The sequence below is a fragment of the Salmonella sp. 32100201201700099SM genome (genome assembly GCF_017572645.1).
In the GTDB taxonomy this organism is placed as follows: Bacteria; Pseudomonadota; Gammaproteobacteria; order Enterobacterales; family Enterobacteriaceae; genus Salmonella; species Salmonella enterica.
On the sequence record NZ_JAGERQ010000005.1, the window covers coordinates 115,377 to 129,608 of the forward strand.

Below are 14,232 nucleotides of genomic sequence, written 5' to 3' on the forward strand. Positions count from 1 at the left end.
AATTCCGTAAGACCGCATCTTTTTGTGACGACGACTACACTATTTCAATCAGGATAGTGACGCGGACAGGAAGAAAATGACTCAACACACGCGAAATTTTTCATTCAAAGTGCTCACAATTAATACGCACAAAGGTTTTACCGCCTTTAATAAACGCTTCATCCTGCCGGAGCTGCGCGACGCCGTCAGAACGGTCGGCGCCGATATCGTCTGTCTGCAAGAAGTGATGGGCGCGCATGAAGTACATCCGCTGCATATCGAAAACTGGCCGGACACTACCCACTATGAATTTTTGGCCGACACCATGTGGAGCGATTTCGCCTATGGCCGCAATGCGGTCTATCCGGAAGGCCACCACGGTAACGCGGTTCTTTCTCGCTATCCCATTGAACATTATGAAAATCGCGACGTCTCGGTCGGCGGTAGCGAAAAACGCGGCGTGCTCTATTGCCGCATTACGCCGCCCATGCTCAACCGCCCTATCCACGTCATGTGCGTACATCTCGGCCTGCGGGAGAGCCACCGCCAGGCACAGTTAACCATGCTGGCGGGATGGGTGAATGCCTTGCCGGAATCAGAACCGGTGCTGGTGGCCGGAGACTTTAATGACTGGCGGCAAAAGGCCGGCCCGCCGTTAAACGCGGCCGGGCTGGAGGAGATATTCACCCGTGCCCATGGCCGACCGGCGCGCACATTCCCGGTGAGTATGCCGCTGCTGCGACTCGATCGCATTTACGTCAAGAATGCGAACGCCAGTTCTCCTACGGCGCTGCCGCTGCGGAACTGGCGACATTTATCAGACCATGCCCCCCTTAGCGCGGAGATCCATCTATGAAATGCGGCTGGCGTGAAGGTAATCAAATTCAGCTACTGGAAAACGGCGACCAGTTCTATCCTGCCGTGTTTGAGGCTATCGCTCAGGCACAGCAAAAAATCATTCTGGAAACCTTTATCTTGTTTGAAGATGAGGTGGGTAAAAAACTCCATGCCGCTCTGCTAAAAGCCGCACAGCGCGGCGTAAAAGCCGAAGTATTACTCGACGGCTACGGCTCTCCCGATCTCAGCGACGCGTTTGTCGGCGAATTAACCTCGGCGGGCGTGATTTTCCGCTATTACGACCCCCGCCCGCGTCTACTGGGATTGCGAACCAATATCTTCCGCCGAATGCACCGCAAAATTGTGGTGATTGATGATCGTATTGCTTTTGTCGGCGGCATTAACTACTCCGCCGAACATATGTCGGATTACGGCCCGCAGGCGAAACAAGACTACGCGGTACGGGTCGAAGGGCCTGTAGTGGCCGATATCCTGCAATTCGAAGTCGAGAATCTGCCGGGGCAAAGCCCCGCGCGCCGCTGGTGGAAGCGCCATCATCAGGCTGAAGAAAATCGCCACCCCGGCGAAGCGCAGGCGCTGTTTGTCTGGCGGGATAATGAAGAGCACCGCGACGATATCGAACGTCATTATCTGAAAATGCTGACCCAGGCAAAGCGTGAAGTGATTATCGCTAACGCCTATTTTTTCCCCGGCTATCGCTTGCTCCACGCAATGCGTAAAGCCGCCCGCCGTGGCGTGAGCGTAAAACTGATTGTCCAGGGGGAACCAGACATGCCGATAGTCAAAGTCGGCGCGCGGTTGCTCTATAACTATCTGGTGAAGGGCGGCGTGCAGGTTTATGAATACCGACGCCGTCCGCTGCATGGCAAAGTGGCGCTGATGGACGATCACTGGGCTACGGTGGGGTCGAGTAATCTCGATCCGCTCAGCCTGTCGCTTAACCTTGAAGCTAACCTGATCATTCACGATCGTACTTTTAACCAGACCCTGCGCGATAACTTACAAGGCATCATCGTGAATGATTGTAAGCAGGTCGATGAGTCTATGCTGCCGAAACGCACCTGGTGGAACCTGACCAAAAGCGTGCTGGTGTTCCACTTTTTACGCCATTTCCCGGCGCTGGTCGGCTGGCTACCGGCGCATACCCCGCATCTGGCGCAGGTTCCCCCGCCTGCCCAGCCGGAAATGGAAACCCAGGATCGCGTTGATCCAGAAAATACAGGAGTGAAGCCCTAATGGCTAAATCGCATCCGCGCTGGCGGCTGGCTAAAAAAGTGCTGACCTGGCTGTTTTTTATTGCGGTCGTCGTTCTGCTGGTGGTTTATGCTAAAAAGGTCGACTGGGGCGATGTCTGGACCGTCATCCGCGACTATAACCGCACGGCGCTTTTAAGCGCTGTAGGACTGGTGATCGTTAGCTATCTTCTGTACGGTTGCTACGACCTGCTTGGACGGCTTTATTGCGGCCATAAGCTGGCGAAGCGACAGGTGATGTTGGTATCGTTCGTCTGCTATGCCTTTAACCTGACGCTCAGCACCTGGGTCGGCGGGATCGGGATGCGTTACCGACTGTACTCTCGCCTCGGGTTGCCCGGCAGTACTATTACGCGCATTTTCTCACTCAGCATTACCACTAACTGGCTGGGCTATATTCTGCTTGGTGGCATCATTTTTACCTTCGGCATTGTCCAGCTTCCCGACCACTGGTATATCGATGAAGGCACGCTACGTATTCTCGGTATCGTTTTATTGTTGGTTATCGCGATCTATCTGTGGTTTTGCGCCTTTGCGAAGCGGCGGCATATGACGATTAAAGGGCAGAAACTGGTGCTGCCGTCATGGAAATTCGCGCTGGCGCAGATGGCGATCTCCAGCGCGAACTGGATGGCGATGGGCGCCATCATCTGGCTGCTGATGGGTCAGGATGTGAACTATTTCTTTGTACTGGGCGTACTGCTGGTGAGCAGTATCGCGGGCGTCATCGTGCATATTCCGGCAGGCATCGGCGTGCTGGAGGCCGTATTCCTTGCGTTGCTGGCGGGCGAACATACGTCGCAAGGCACGATTATCGCCGCCCTGCTCGCATACCGCGTGCTTTACTATTTTATTCCCCTGTTGCTGGCGCTGGTGTGCTATCTGATCCTGGAGAGCCGGGCGAAGAAGCTGCGGGCGAAAAACGAGCGGGCGATGGCGAAATAAATTTAAGCAGACGCGTTTTCGCTTTCCAGCACAACGCGTTTTATCCGGTAAAAATAAACATATGCTGAGAAAAAAGACGTATTCATCTGTAAGCGGGAAAAAAGCAGCAATGACCAGCTAAACAGCAGCAGGAGCACTTCGTGAAACTCGCCCATGAATACTGATGACAGGGTACAGAACGTTGCCAACGTAACGGAAATAATGGCCAGCAATAACGCATAGCGGTAAATAATGACCCCGCTCATGTTCCCATGACAATCCGGTAATGAAATGAGAAATCAGCGCTGGCGGGCATTTCTTATTAAAATCCTCACCGCCATTTTTAATGGCGCGAGTGACGTCTTTAGCTTCACAAAACGCTAACCAAAATTGTTTGCCACATAATTTACTCATTATACCCATCATCACCAACCTGAATAAAAAACCTGCAACACCTACGGCCTGAAAGATAATAGTATTTCCAGAATCATCAAAATGATATAACGACACAGCGTAACCACAGCATTAATAATGCCAAGGTAAAGCGTCAGCGCGCCAAATAAAGCGCAACGAGGCAGGGATGAAAACTCGTTGTGGTATAACATGCGGGCATAACCATGAAGTGTCGATTTTTCTAGTGCTGTAATCAATGTCCATACCAATACCGTCAGCACACTGACTATCCAGACCAGAGTGCTACTGGCCACCAGGCTATTGACAACTATCGCAGCGATGATCCCGCTTACCGCCATAAAAATTAACGGCCTGAATAGACCAGAACTGATATTCAGGTAGAAAATAAATAAGGCATTAAGACTAAACATGATTCCAACAATCACGAAAATGGTCGCGCCACCTGAGAAAAGGTAAGCTAATGACACGCCGGTAAGCGTAATGATGGCAATATATATCAACGTTGCGACAACAGTGCCAAAGCGGGAAAGACAGGTAACGGCCCCATACCCCAGGCCAAGCAAAAGTGCTGATATCCACAAAACAACAACAGGTTGAACGTGAGTTATCAAAAAATGACTATACAACGTTAACCATATAATACCGGCGGTACACCATAGTCCCAGCGCAGTATACCAATAGGTAAGGGATAACATTGTCGCGGGAATAAATGCTATTTGCCGTATACGTATTGCAGCCAGAGGTCCCACTTGTCATTTATCACTCTTCTTATTATCACCGTAATAAGAATGGCAAGCGCAGGAAAATATTTCTAAGATGTTTATGCTGTTTTGCCCTAAATATAGTCCTAAAAAAAATCCTGGCGCAGGGCCAGGATTTTAAGAGATCAATATGATTAGCGGCGATTGCCAAAAATACGCAGTAACATCAGGAACAAGTTGATAAAGTCCAGGTACAGCGTTAACGCGCCGAGAATCGAATACTTACGCAGATTAGCGCTATCGCGGGTATCTATTTGCTCGCCGATATTTTTCAGTTTCTGCGTGTCATAGGCGGTCAGACCGACAAACACCATCACCCCGATATAGGTTACCGCCCACATCAGCGCTTCACTCTTCAGCCAGAAATTGACCAGCGAGGCCAGAACGATACCAATAAGCGCCATAAACAGCATATTGCCGAAACCGCTAAGATCGCGTTTAGTGGTGTACCCATACAGGCTCATGGCGCCAAACATTTCCCCCGTCACCACAAACGTGCTGGCGATGGAGGAATAGGTGTAAACGATAAAAATACTGGATAACGTCAATCCGGTTAGCGCCGAATAGAGCATAAACAGCGTCGTCGCCATTCCGGCGCTAAGTTTATGCACCAGTCCCGACAGAACAAATACCAGCGCAAGCTGAGCAATGATTAAGCCAAAGAAGGTGATCTTACTGGAAAAGACAAACATCATGACGGCTGGCGTATTAGCCGCATACCACGCGATAAACGCGGTCAGTAACAGTCCGACCGTCATCCAGCCATACACTTGCGCCATATAGGTCTGCAGGCCAGACCGCGCCTGCACTATTGAATCAGATCGTGGAAATCTGTCCATGATGAACTCCTGTGTGGAAATGATACCCTAAAGCGTATCACATTCTGCTACCAACGTTTCGCCAACTGCTGGTCGCTGTCGCGCGCTTCGACCCAGCGATCGCCTTCCGGCGTGGCTTCACGCTTCCAGAACGGCGCACGGGTTTTCAGATAATCCATAATGAACTGACCGGCGTCGAACGCGCTACTGCGGTGCGCGCTGGTGACGCCGACAAACACAATCTCATCGCCCGGCCATAATTCGCCAACGCGATGAATCACCGTGACCTGCCCCAGCGGCCAGCGGGAACGCGCCTTCGCGACGATCTCCGCCAGAGCTTTCTCAGTCATGCCGGGATAATGCTCCAGCGTCAGCGCCTTAACGCTATCGCCCAGGTTATGATTGCGCACTTTTCCGGTAAAGGTGACGACCGCGCCGTCTTCGTCGCGCGCCGCCAGCCAGGAATATTCCTCCCCGACGCTAAACGGCGCAGGGCCGACTACAATTCGCGTTTCGTGCATGTTAGCCCCCCGTGACTGGCGGGAAAAACGCCACTTCATCGCCCGCCGTCAGCGGATGGTCAAAACTTACCAGCGTCTGGTTGACCGCCGCCAACAGCTTGCCGTCTTCCAGCGCCAGCGCCCAACGATCGCTCTTTGTCGCCAGATGCTGTCGCAGCGACTCAACGGTGGAAAAATCTGCTGGAAGATCCAGCGCATCAGTTCCTGTAAGCTCGCGAACGTGGGCGAAGAAAAGCACTTTAATCATGCGCATCCACCTTAAAATCCCCCGATTTGCCGCCGCTTTTCGCCAGCAGACGCACCGGACCAATTACCATATCTTTTTGTACCGCTTTGCACATGTCATAGATGGTTAACGCCGCGACGGACGCCGCGGTTAATGCTTCCATTTCGACGCCGGTTTTACCGGTCAGACGGCACAGAGACTCAATACGTACACGGTTATGCTCCGGCTCGGCCTGAAGCTGAATCTCCACTTTACTTAGCAGTAGCGGGTGGCACAGCGGGATCAGCTCCCAGGTGCGTTTAGCGGCCTGAATACCGGCAATACGAGCAGTCGCGAAAACATCGCCCTTGTGGTGTTTGCCATCAACAATCATCGCCAGCGTTTCACTACGCATGGTAACGAATGCTTCCGCCCGTGCTTCACGAACGGTTTCCGCTTTCGCGGAAACGTCCACCATGTGCGCTTCGCCTGCGGCGTTTATATGGGTTAATTGCGACATCGTTATTTCTTTAAATGAGGGTGAAAATTACATGGGCGTGTACGGGCATCCAGCTGCGGCGCAATGATATTCTCCCATGCGGTTCTGCACGCTTTTGTGGAGCCCGGCATGGCGAAAATCAAGGTGTTATTCGCCACGCCAGCTACCGCGCGCGACTGCAGAGTTGCGGTGCCGATCTCTTCAAACGAGAGCATGCGAAACACTTCGCCAAATCCTTCCACTTCACAATCGAACAGCGGCAACAGCGCTTCCGGCGCCTGATCGCCTTCGGTCAAACCGGTCCCGCCAGTTATCAATACGACCTGCACCTCATCACTGGCGATCCAGGCGGAAACCTGGGCGCGAATCGCGTAACGGTTCTCTTTAACGATGGCTTTCGCCACCACTTCATGCCCGGCCTCCTGCGCCGAATCACGCAGATAATGACCGGAGGTGTCGTCTTCTTCGCCGCGTCGGCTGGAAACAGTAAGAATAGCGATGCGGGTCGGGATAAATTCAGCGCTGACCTGACTCATCTGAAATCTCCTTATTAAGGATTAACCGCCAATGTAAGATAAATTTTGCGTAATACCAGTATTGCTCTGGTGAAGGAAATGGGTCTGCTTTTTCTCCCGCAACGCGTCGGAAATACGTTCCTCAAGCGCGTATTGCTGCGCATCATCCTGTAACAGGTCGCGTAAACTCACGCCGCCGTCGCCAAACAGACATAAATGCAGCTTACCGACGGACGAAACACGCAGGCGGTTACAGGTGGCGCAGAAATCTTTTTCGTACGGCATAATGAGACCGATCTCACCGGCGTAATCGGGGTGACAAAAAACCTGCGCCGGACCATCGCTACGCTGGCGGAGCTGGTGGATCCAACCGCGCTTAATCAGCTCGTCACGTAATACCTGACCCGAAATATGATGTTTGCGGAAGAGATCGCTCCCCTCGCCCGTCTCCATAAGTTCAATGAAGCGTAGCTGAATGGGGCGAGGCTGAATCCAGGCAAGGAAGGTATCCAACTGATGGTGATTCACGTCGCGCATCAGCACGGTGTTGACTTTCACCTTTTCGAAACCGGCGTCAAAGGCGGCATCGATGCCCGCCATCACCTGGCGGAATTTGTCCTGACCGGTAATCGCATGGAACTGACGCGCATCCAGACTATCCACGCTAACATTGACGCCCGTCAGCCCCGCTTCGCGCCAGTTCGCGGCATCGCGCGCCAGTCGATAACCGTTAGTGGTCACCGCGATCTGGCGAATAGCATCATTTTCACCCACGGCGGCAATGATGTCGGTAAAATCGCGGCGTAATGAAGGCTCGCCGCCGGTAAGACGCACCTTTTCCGTGCCAAGACTGGCAAAAGCGCGCGTAACGCGACGAATTTCATCGACGGTAAGGAAACCGTTGTTAGTGACGCCGCCAGGTTTGTAGCCATCCGGCAGACAGTAGGTGCAACGAAAGTTACACACATCGGTAATCGACAAACGCAAGTAGTAAAACTTACGCGCGAAAGCATCGGTAAGTTGTGAAGCCATGTACACCTTTCCAAATACGGGAGGCGGAGTCATTTCTTCCTGCGCCCTGGTGGCAAACGTTAAACGTTGTCACGGCCAAAGCACCATATCAAAAATGACCCAAGTGCAGAGGCTAGAGTGTTTATTGTGGTTACGCCGATACTAGCGTGTAAATGACAATTTCGCCATCACGCTTTCGCTATATAAACATATACATAGCGATATGATCGTGCTATTTAGCGACAGAATACGTGAAAATCACACTTTTATATTGATATATATCATTTAGCCGTGGTAACGCCCTCGCTATAAAGGGGTAGTCGGGAATAATTAATTGTCTTTTAGCCGGTCGGCTAATTGCTGAAAACCCGCGACTTGCGCTACTGTAGCGCTGCTTATTTGACTTCAGGAATTTTTATGCGCAATCGTACGCTGGCTGACCTTGATCGTGTCGTTGCCCTCGGCGGAGGGCATGGATTAGGACGCGTCCTCTCCTCGCTTTCTTCATTAGGTTCGCGCCTGACCGGCATTGTGACTACCACAGATAACGGGGGGTCAACTGGCCGTATTCGCCGCTCGGAAGGCGGGATCGCCTGGGGCGATATGCGCAACTGTCTGAATCAGTTAATTACCGAACCCAGCGTCGCATCCGCTATGTTTGAGTACCGTTTTGGCGGTAATGGCGAACTTTCTGGTCATAACCTCGGAAATTTGATGTTAAAGGCGTTAGATCACCTGAGCGTGCGGCCTCTGGAAGCGATTAATTTAATTCGTAATCTGCTTAAAGTGGACGCGCAGCTGATCCCGATGTCGGAGCTACCGGTAGATCTGATGGCGATTGACGATCAGGGGCATGAGATTTATGGCGAGGTGAATATCGATCAGTTAGCGACGCCGCCGCAGGAGATCATGTTAACGCCAAACGTTCCGGCGACGCGGGAAGCGGTACAGGCCATTAATGACGCGGATCTGATTCTGATTGGCCCTGGCAGTTTTTATACCAGCCTGATGCCTTGCCTGCTGCTGGATGAACTGGCGCAGGCGCTGCGGCGCACCCCAGCGCCAATGGTGTATATCGGCAATCTGGGTCGCGAACTGAGTCTGCCCGCCGCCAGTTTAACGCTGGTCGATAAGCTGGCGATGATGGAGCAATATATTGGCAAAAAAGTCATTGACGCAGTAGTGGTTGGGCCGCGAGTTGACGTCAGTGCGGTGAACGATCGGCTGGTGATTCAGGAAGTGCTGGAGGCCAGCGATATCCCCTATCGCCACGATCGTCAGTTATTACACAATGCGCTGGAAAAAGCGCTACAGGCGTTGGGTTAAGCCTGTTTACCGACGACGCTGCGCTTATCAGAAGCCTGTTTACACCGAAGGGTAAACAGGCTCTCTCCCTCTTCTGATAAACTGCGTTCAGCTATCACCAGTAGGCGCTCATGAGCGAGCTCACCTCTTTTTTCAGCAATATATTCTCCATGATCTCAGTAAAGAGGGTCTGATTGATCTCTTCCATTATCCGCATTCCAGCCATGCGCTCTGCGTCAGGATCACCTGCTATTCCTAACGCTTCCAGTTCAGCATTGACCCGGCTCTGATACTCATCCGTTTCAATACACTCAGCCCTTTTGGCCATCATTTCACGCCACTCTTCTGGCGCTATACGCTCCAGCACTTTATGCCACGGCCCCCACAGCGCAAACCATTTGTGAAAATCCCTATTTTCAGCAATTTTTATCCTTATTTCCGCCTCGTCCAGGTCAGACTCAGTGATACCCGAAACGTTATAAAATCGCATATCCTGGGTCATTGTTGTCAGCGACAGCGACTCTCGTAACTGATTCTGAAAACCCAGATATACTTCGATTTCGTCAATAAAAAACAGCCGTTTTACCTTTTCTCTGGCGAGCGATTCTATTTGCTCCAGCCGAAAGATTTCACGCCCCGCCATAATCAGTTCCGCTAAGTGGCTATCAAAGGCGCCTCTTTCAGCATCATGAACCAACGTCGCTTCCTGCATTTGATGGTATGCCAGTGTGACCCGATCTTCACAGCTTATCGTTGCATCCATCGCTATAATAAATGCGGTTTCTCTTAGTGCGCTATCATCAGCCAGGCGCATTAGCCAGGCGGAGAACTTGTTCCTTAAAATCCGAATGTCGGGTGTTCTGCGTATCGCTAAGACGATCCAGAAACATGCTGAAGGCTGCCGCGTTTACTTCCGTCTCAAACGCCCGCCATTGGTTGACGTCTTCCTCCTCGAGATTGGTTAGCCACCCCTGGACAGCTTGATGCAGTGGTCGAGTTACCCGAACAATTGAAAAGTCGCCCATGGCAAACAATACCCGGGGTCCCTGATAATCTACAGAGGACATTAGCCGCTGCATATTCTGTATTGTTCGTTCTGAAAAAGGATTATATTCTACGATTATTCTTGTAGATTGAGGTCCTTCACCACGAAAATGGGGTAACGACTCCGGGAGACGGACCAGGTGATTGCGAGAGGCCTGCATTATCTGTAATGCCGCCGGGAGGTTTTCCGGTAGATTACTCAATGCGTTACGGGAAACGTCCAGCGTTGTTATCGTGGGATGTAGTGTTTCAGGCAGAACCGTAATCTGATTTTTACTTACATCCAGGACCTGTAATTCTGGTGGTAACGATGCGGGCAGACTGGTTAAGGCATTTTCGCCGGCCTCCAGAGTCTTCAGGCCCGGCGGCAATGTTTCAGGCAAAGCGGTTAACGAATTACTCTGCACATTCAAATGGGTAATCCCTGACGGAAGATGTGCTGGCAGTGTCCTTATGCTGTTATCATAAACGCTCAGGTACCGAAGTTCCTCAGGTAGATTTTCAGGTAAACAACTAATTTTATTATGGAAAAGATCCAGCAATTGAAGCGCTGAAGGCAAACGTTCCGGCAATTCAGTAATACGGTTAATGCTCAGCTCCATTTTCTGTATGGTATCCGGTAACGTGGCAGGGATACTGGTTAGCTGATTACTTCTGGCATACAGGGTCTGTATATTTCCCTGTAAATTTTCCGGCAAACTTTTCAGTTCATTGTTATCGAGTATCAGAGTAGTTATCTGCTCAGGAATATAGGCAGGTATAGTGGTAAGTCCTAATATTTTCAGACGGAGTTCCGTCTTATTATTTTTCAGGCAGTCACGCATCCGTTGTACGGCTTCTTCACGATTTGCTGCCTCTTCCGCTGGCGCCTCTTTTACCCACTCAGACCAGATTAACTCATAATTCACAGTATCTTTGGAGCCAGAAGCGCTACTCGCCTGCTCGCTTTCTGTCACACGGGTATAGGTGACTGACTTTCCCCCTCCCTCAACGGTATAACCCTCTGTATTAAAAATTATAGACAGAATTTCCTGACTATTTTCATTCAAAATACAGTATTGGTCTGTCCCCCCTCTATTACTCTGAATATTATCCGCATACGCCGGGAAAGCTAACATCCTTAAACATTCAAACTTGCTTTTGATCTCTTCTGGCGAGGCGGTTTCAGGTGGATGACAAAGATAAGCGATGCAGCTTTGTGCTTCAACCTGATGTTCTGAAGAGAAAAAGGCACTTATTTTATTCTATATCTCTTCTTTTAAAGGCACCTCTGTTGAGGCCTCATTGCTAATACTTTGATGCCTTGCCGTAGAGTGTATATTAGTAATATTAAACATATTTTCCCTACCTGATCTGAACGTAACTTAAAGTAACAGATAAGGATATTCTCAACTTTAAACAAGAGGTCATAGTCGTCATTATTTCGGACAAATCATTCAGTATTTGCAGCGCTTGACTTATAAATGCTCGCGCTTCCATCACCTCTTTTTTACGTAGGATGATGTTATCTGTTGCCATGACACGCTTTCAACGAACTCACATAAAATTAAAATGACGATCATAAGGATAGCTATACCGATAATACGGGGCGTTTTTTTCATAGCCAAGGAGAGAGGGAAAATTAGCGTTGGGTTCAGCCTCAACGCTAATTTTCTTCAGTTGTGATTAAACTAGCTACCCCATTGATGTTTTGACTTTTTCGACAATCTCATTAGTCAAAGCCTGTCACTATTTTTCATTCCTGACTGACTTAGCCCTTACTATTGCACTGAAATTCTTAAAAGCAAGCCATGGTAACGATAACTCGCTGGCGATCGACACATTGTCAGGACGCCGCGATAAACAACTCACGTAACTGGTGCAACTGGTCACGAATTTGCGCGGCTTCTTCAAACTCCAGATTTTGCGCGTGCTGCATCATTTGCCCTTCCAGTTCATGAATTTTCTGCTGCAACGCTTTCGGCGTCATATCCAGTTCGACAATTCCGGCTTTCGCCGTAGAACGGCCCTTGCCTTTCCCCTTCGCTTTGGTTTTCGCAATGTTCTGCCCCAGCGCCAGGATGTCGACCACTTTTTTGTTCAGCCCCTGCGGAGTGATACCGTGCTCTTCGTTGTACTTCTGCTGCTTCTCGCGACGTCGCTCGGTTTCGCCAATCGCCTTCGCCATCGACGGCGTGATTTTATCGCCATACAGAATCGCTTTACCGTTAACGTTACGCGCCGCGCGTCCTATGGTCTGAATCAGGGAGCGCTCGGAGCGCAGGAACCCCTCTTTATCAGCGTCCAGAATCGCCACCAGCGAGACTTCCGGCATATCCAGCCCTTCGCGCAGCAGGTTAATCCCCACCAGAACGTCAAACTCGCCCAGACGCAAATCGCGGATGATTTCCATGCGCTCCACGGTATCAATATCTGAGTGCAGGTAACGCACGCGCTCGCCGTGCTCTTCCAGATATTCGGTCAAATCTTCCGCCATCCGTTTGGTGAGCGTAGTGACAAGGACACGCTCATTAATGGCCGCACGCTGACGAATTTCGGACAGCAGATCGTCCACCTGGGTCGCCACCGGACGCACTTCAATAATCGGGTCCAGCAGCCCGGTCGGTCGCACGACCTGATCCACCACCTCATCACCAGATTTTTCCAGCTCATAGTTGCCGGGCGTGGCGGAAACATAGATAGTTTGCGGCGCTAAGGCTTCAAACTCTTCAAACTTCAGCGGACGGTTATCCAGCGCCGAAGGCAGACGGAAGCCATACTCGACCAGCGTCTCTTTGCGCGCCCGGTCGCCGCGGTACATACCGCCTATCTGCGGGATGGTGACATGAGACTCATCCACCACCAGCAGTCCGTCGGCGGGCAGATAATCGAACAAGGTTGGCGGCGGTTCGCCCGGCCCGCGGCCCGACAGAAAGCGGGAATAGTTTTCAATGCCTGAGCAGTAGCCCAGCTCGTTCATCATCTCTAAATCGAACTGCGTGCGCTGGCTTAATCGCTGCTCTTCAAGCAGCTTATTATTTGCCAGCAAGACCTTACGCCTGTCCGCCAGCTCATCTTTTATCTCTTCCATCGCCTGCAGAATACGCTCGCGCGGCGTCACGTAGTGCGTTTTGGGATAGATAGTATAACGTGGCACCGTTGACTCTACCTGCCCGGTTAACGGGTCGAACAGCGACAGGCGTTCCACTTCTTCATCAAACAGCTCAACGCGTAGCGCGATGTCGTCAGATTCAGCCGGGAAGATGTCGATCACTTCGCCGCGCACGCGAAAAGTACCACGCTGAAAAGCTTGATCGTTACGGGTGTATTGCAATTCTGCCAGCCGACGCAAAATCGCGCGCTGGTCAATCAGCATTCCCACCGTCAGATGCAGCATCATTTTCAGGTAGAGATCCGGATCGCCCAGACCGTAAATCGCGGACACGGAAGCCACCACCACGACATCGCGTCGCTCTAGCAACGCTTTCGTTGCCGACAACCGCATCTGCTCAATATGCTCGTTTATCGAAGCGTCTTTTTCGATAAACGTATCCGAACTTGGCACATACGCTTCCGGCTGATAGTAGTCATAGTAGGAGACGAAATACTCCACCGCGTTTTCCGGGAAAAACTCTTTCATTTCGCCGTAGAGCTGCGCCGCCAGGGTTTTATTGGGCGCAAGCACCATCGTTGGCCGCTGCAAGTCCGCAATGACGTTGGCAATGGTGAATGTCTTCCCGGAGCCGGTCACGCCCAATAACGTCTGATGCGCCAGCCCGTCCTCCAGCCCCTCTTCCAGACGACGTATAGCGTCCGGCTGATCGCCAGAAGGTTTAAAAGCGGAATTCAGTTTGAACGGTTTACTCATGAGCGGCTACCTGAAGGAGTGAGCGGGCAGGGGTGTAATTTTACTCTCGACGGTGAATATTGCCAATAAAAAATACTGGATGAAAAAACAGTAACACTCCATTGTATAATGGCTATCGGCAGATACCCCACGCTATTTAGAGGTAAAACATAGACAGTCGCGGGGTAAAATTCCAGCAGTGTGCTGGTTATCCCCAGACCAGAGTCTTTTTTAACATTTGTCAAGTCGGATGATGAAAGTTTTATGTCAACGTATCCCCCTTCCTTTACAACCATTGA

General features: G+C 51.1%; 13 protein-coding genes, 3 pseudogenes and 1 riboswitch. Of the genes and pseudogenes, 4 read left to right on the top strand and 12 right to left on the bottom strand.

The window, feature by feature from the left end; translation table 11 throughout:
* The first annotated feature begins 76 nt into the window (after window positions 1–76).
* Genes J4685_RS09860 through J4685_RS09870 form a run of 3 tightly spaced genes read left to right on the top strand, consistent with a single transcriptional unit; the run spans window position 77 to window position 3,035 of the window.
* Complete coding sequence (locus J4685_RS09860) at window positions 77–835, top strand: endonuclease/exonuclease/phosphatase family protein (protein WP_000192039.1); 759 nt, start codon at window positions 77–79, stop codon at window positions 833–835.
* On the top strand, window positions 832–2,073 hold the full coding sequence (clsB, locus tag J4685_RS09865; RefSeq protein WP_000649642.1) for a cardiolipin synthase ClsB: 1,242 nt from the start codon (window positions 832–834) through the stop codon (window positions 2,071–2,073). The genes J4685_RS09860 and clsB overlap by 4 nt, the downstream gene beginning before the upstream one ends.
* Entirely contained in the window at window positions 2,073–3,035 is a 963-nt protein-coding gene (locus J4685_RS09870; RefSeq protein WP_001129818.1) for a YbhN family protein, read from the top strand. The genes clsB and J4685_RS09870 overlap by 1 nt, the downstream gene beginning before the upstream one ends.
* 2 nt (window positions 3,036–3,037) lie before the next feature.
* On the opposite strand, the pseudogene J4685_RS09875 reads toward J4685_RS09870, so the two are convergent.
* The 9 genes and pseudogenes from J4685_RS09875 to moaA all read right to left on the bottom strand — a co-directional run.
* A pseudogene (locus J4685_RS09875) lies at window positions 3,038–3,286 on the bottom strand (hypothetical protein); the annotation flags it as partial.
* Window positions 3,213–3,446: pseudogene (locus J4685_RS22540) on the bottom strand (hypothetical protein); the annotation flags it as partial. The pseudogenes J4685_RS09875 and J4685_RS22540, both read right to left, overlap by 74 nt.
* Before the next feature lie 23 nt (window positions 3,447–3,469).
* Complete coding sequence (locus tag J4685_RS09880; protein ID WP_000529045.1) at window positions 3,470–4,177, bottom strand: Bax inhibitor-1 family protein; 708 nt, start codon at window positions 4,175–4,177, stop codon at window positions 3,470–3,472.
* A 146-nt stretch (window positions 4,178–4,323) separates the two neighbouring features.
* Entirely contained in the window at window positions 4,324–5,028 is a 705-nt protein-coding gene (locus tag J4685_RS09885; RefSeq protein WP_000373608.1) for a Bax inhibitor-1 family protein, read from the bottom strand.
* Between the two features lie 47 nt (window positions 5,029–5,075).
* Window positions 5,076–5,528, bottom strand: coding sequence for a molybdopterin synthase catalytic subunit MoaE (moaE, locus tag J4685_RS09890; RefSeq protein WP_000545200.1), 453 nt, complete (start codon window positions 5,526–5,528; stop codon window positions 5,076–5,078).
* Window position 5,529: 1 nt separating this feature from the next.
* The gene (gene moaD, locus J4685_RS09895; RefSeq protein WP_000598583.1) at window positions 5,530–5,775 is read right to left on the bottom strand and encodes a molybdopterin synthase sulfur carrier subunit; all 246 of its coding nucleotides are present in this window, start codon (window positions 5,773–5,775) and stop codon (window positions 5,530–5,532) included.
* Complete coding sequence (gene moaC, locus J4685_RS09900) at window positions 5,768–6,253, bottom strand: cyclic pyranopterin monophosphate synthase MoaC (RefSeq protein WP_000080894.1); 486 nt, start codon at window positions 6,251–6,253, stop codon at window positions 5,768–5,770. Before moaC ends, moaD begins: the two co-directional genes overlap by 8 nt.
* A 2-nt stretch (window positions 6,254–6,255) precedes the next feature.
* Window positions 6,256–6,768, bottom strand: a complete 513-nt coding sequence (gene moaB, locus J4685_RS09905; RefSeq protein WP_000084599.1) for a molybdenum cofactor biosynthesis protein B — start codon at window positions 6,766–6,768, stop codon at window positions 6,256–6,258.
* Window positions 6,769–6,789: 21 nt separating this feature from the next.
* Window positions 6,790–7,779: a GTP 3',8-cyclase MoaA gene (moaA, locus tag J4685_RS09910; protein ID WP_000168180.1), complete on the bottom strand. Its 990-nt coding sequence runs from the start codon at window positions 7,777–7,779 to the stop codon at window positions 6,790–6,792.
* Window positions 7,767–7,911: riboswitch (molybdenum cofactor riboswitch) on the bottom strand. It overlaps the preceding gene by 13 nt.
* Window positions 7,912–8,175: 264 nt before the next feature.
* Between moaA and yvcK the strand changes: the two genes are divergently transcribed.
* On the top strand, window positions 8,176–9,084 hold the full coding sequence (yvcK, locus tag J4685_RS09915) for a uridine diphosphate-N-acetylglucosamine-binding protein YvcK (protein WP_001246033.1): 909 nt from the start codon (window positions 8,176–8,178) through the stop codon (window positions 9,082–9,084).
* Window positions 9,085–9,178: 94 nt separating this feature from the next.
* On the opposite strand, the pseudogene slrP reads toward yvcK, so the two are convergent.
* From slrP to uvrB, 3 genes and pseudogenes are all read right to left on the bottom strand, one after another.
* A pseudogene (gene slrP, locus J4685_RS09920) lies at window positions 9,179–11,444 on the bottom strand (SPI-1 type III secretion system effector E3 ubiquitin transferase SlrP).
* Window positions 11,445–11,451: 7 nt separating this feature from the next.
* Window positions 11,452–11,625: a hypothetical protein gene (locus J4685_RS09925; RefSeq protein ID WP_011233098.1), complete on the bottom strand. Its 174-nt coding sequence runs from the start codon at window positions 11,623–11,625 to the stop codon at window positions 11,452–11,454.
* Window positions 11,626–11,932: 307 nt separating this feature from the next.
* Window positions 11,933–13,954: an excinuclease ABC subunit UvrB gene (uvrB, locus tag J4685_RS09930; RefSeq protein WP_000042494.1), complete on the bottom strand. Its 2,022-nt coding sequence runs from the start codon at window positions 13,952–13,954 to the stop codon at window positions 11,933–11,935.
* Window positions 13,955–14,232 lie beyond the last annotated feature (278 nt).

What these genes read in the sequence shown, in the direction of transcription:
- moaD (WP_000598583.1), bottom strand. Translation starts at nt 5,775, where the DNA reads ATGATTAAAGTGCTTTTCTTCGCCCACGTTCGCGAGCTTACAGGAACT.
- moaB (WP_000084599.1), bottom strand. Translation starts at nt 6,768, where the DNA reads ATGAGTCAGGTCAGCGCTGAATTTATCCCGACCCGCATCGCTATTCTT.
- J4685_RS09860 (WP_000192039.1), top strand. Translation starts at nt 77, where the DNA reads ATGACTCAACACACGCGAAATTTTTCATTCAAAGTGCTCACAATTAAT.
- clsB (WP_000649642.1), top strand. Translation starts at nt 832, where the DNA reads ATGAAATGCGGCTGGCGTGAAGGTAATCAAATTCAGCTACTGGAAAAC.
- J4685_RS09870 (WP_001129818.1), top strand. Translation starts at nt 2,073, where the DNA reads ATGGCTAAATCGCATCCGCGCTGGCGGCTGGCTAAAAAAGTGCTGACC.
- J4685_RS09925 (WP_011233098.1), bottom strand. Translation starts at nt 11,625, where the DNA reads ATGGCAACAGATAACATCATCCTACGTAAAAAAGAGGTGATGGAAGCG.
- moaE (WP_000545200.1), bottom strand. Translation starts at nt 5,528, where the DNA reads ATGCACGAAACGCGAATTGTAGTCGGCCCTGCGCCGTTTAGCGTCGGG.
- yvcK (WP_001246033.1), top strand. Translation starts at nt 8,176, where the DNA reads ATGCGCAATCGTACGCTGGCTGACCTTGATCGTGTCGTTGCCCTCGGC.
- moaC (WP_000080894.1), bottom strand. Translation starts at nt 6,253, where the DNA reads ATGTCGCAATTAACCCATATAAACGCCGCAGGCGAAGCGCACATGGTG.
- moaA (WP_000168180.1), bottom strand. Translation starts at nt 7,779, where the DNA reads ATGGCTTCACAACTTACCGATGCTTTCGCGCGTAAGTTTTACTACTTG.
- uvrB (WP_000042494.1), bottom strand. Translation starts at nt 13,954, where the DNA reads ATGAGTAAACCGTTCAAACTGAATTCCGCTTTTAAACCTTCTGGCGAT.
- J4685_RS09885 (WP_000373608.1), bottom strand. Translation starts at nt 5,028, where the DNA reads ATGGACAGATTTCCACGATCTGATTCAATAGTGCAGGCGCGGTCTGGC.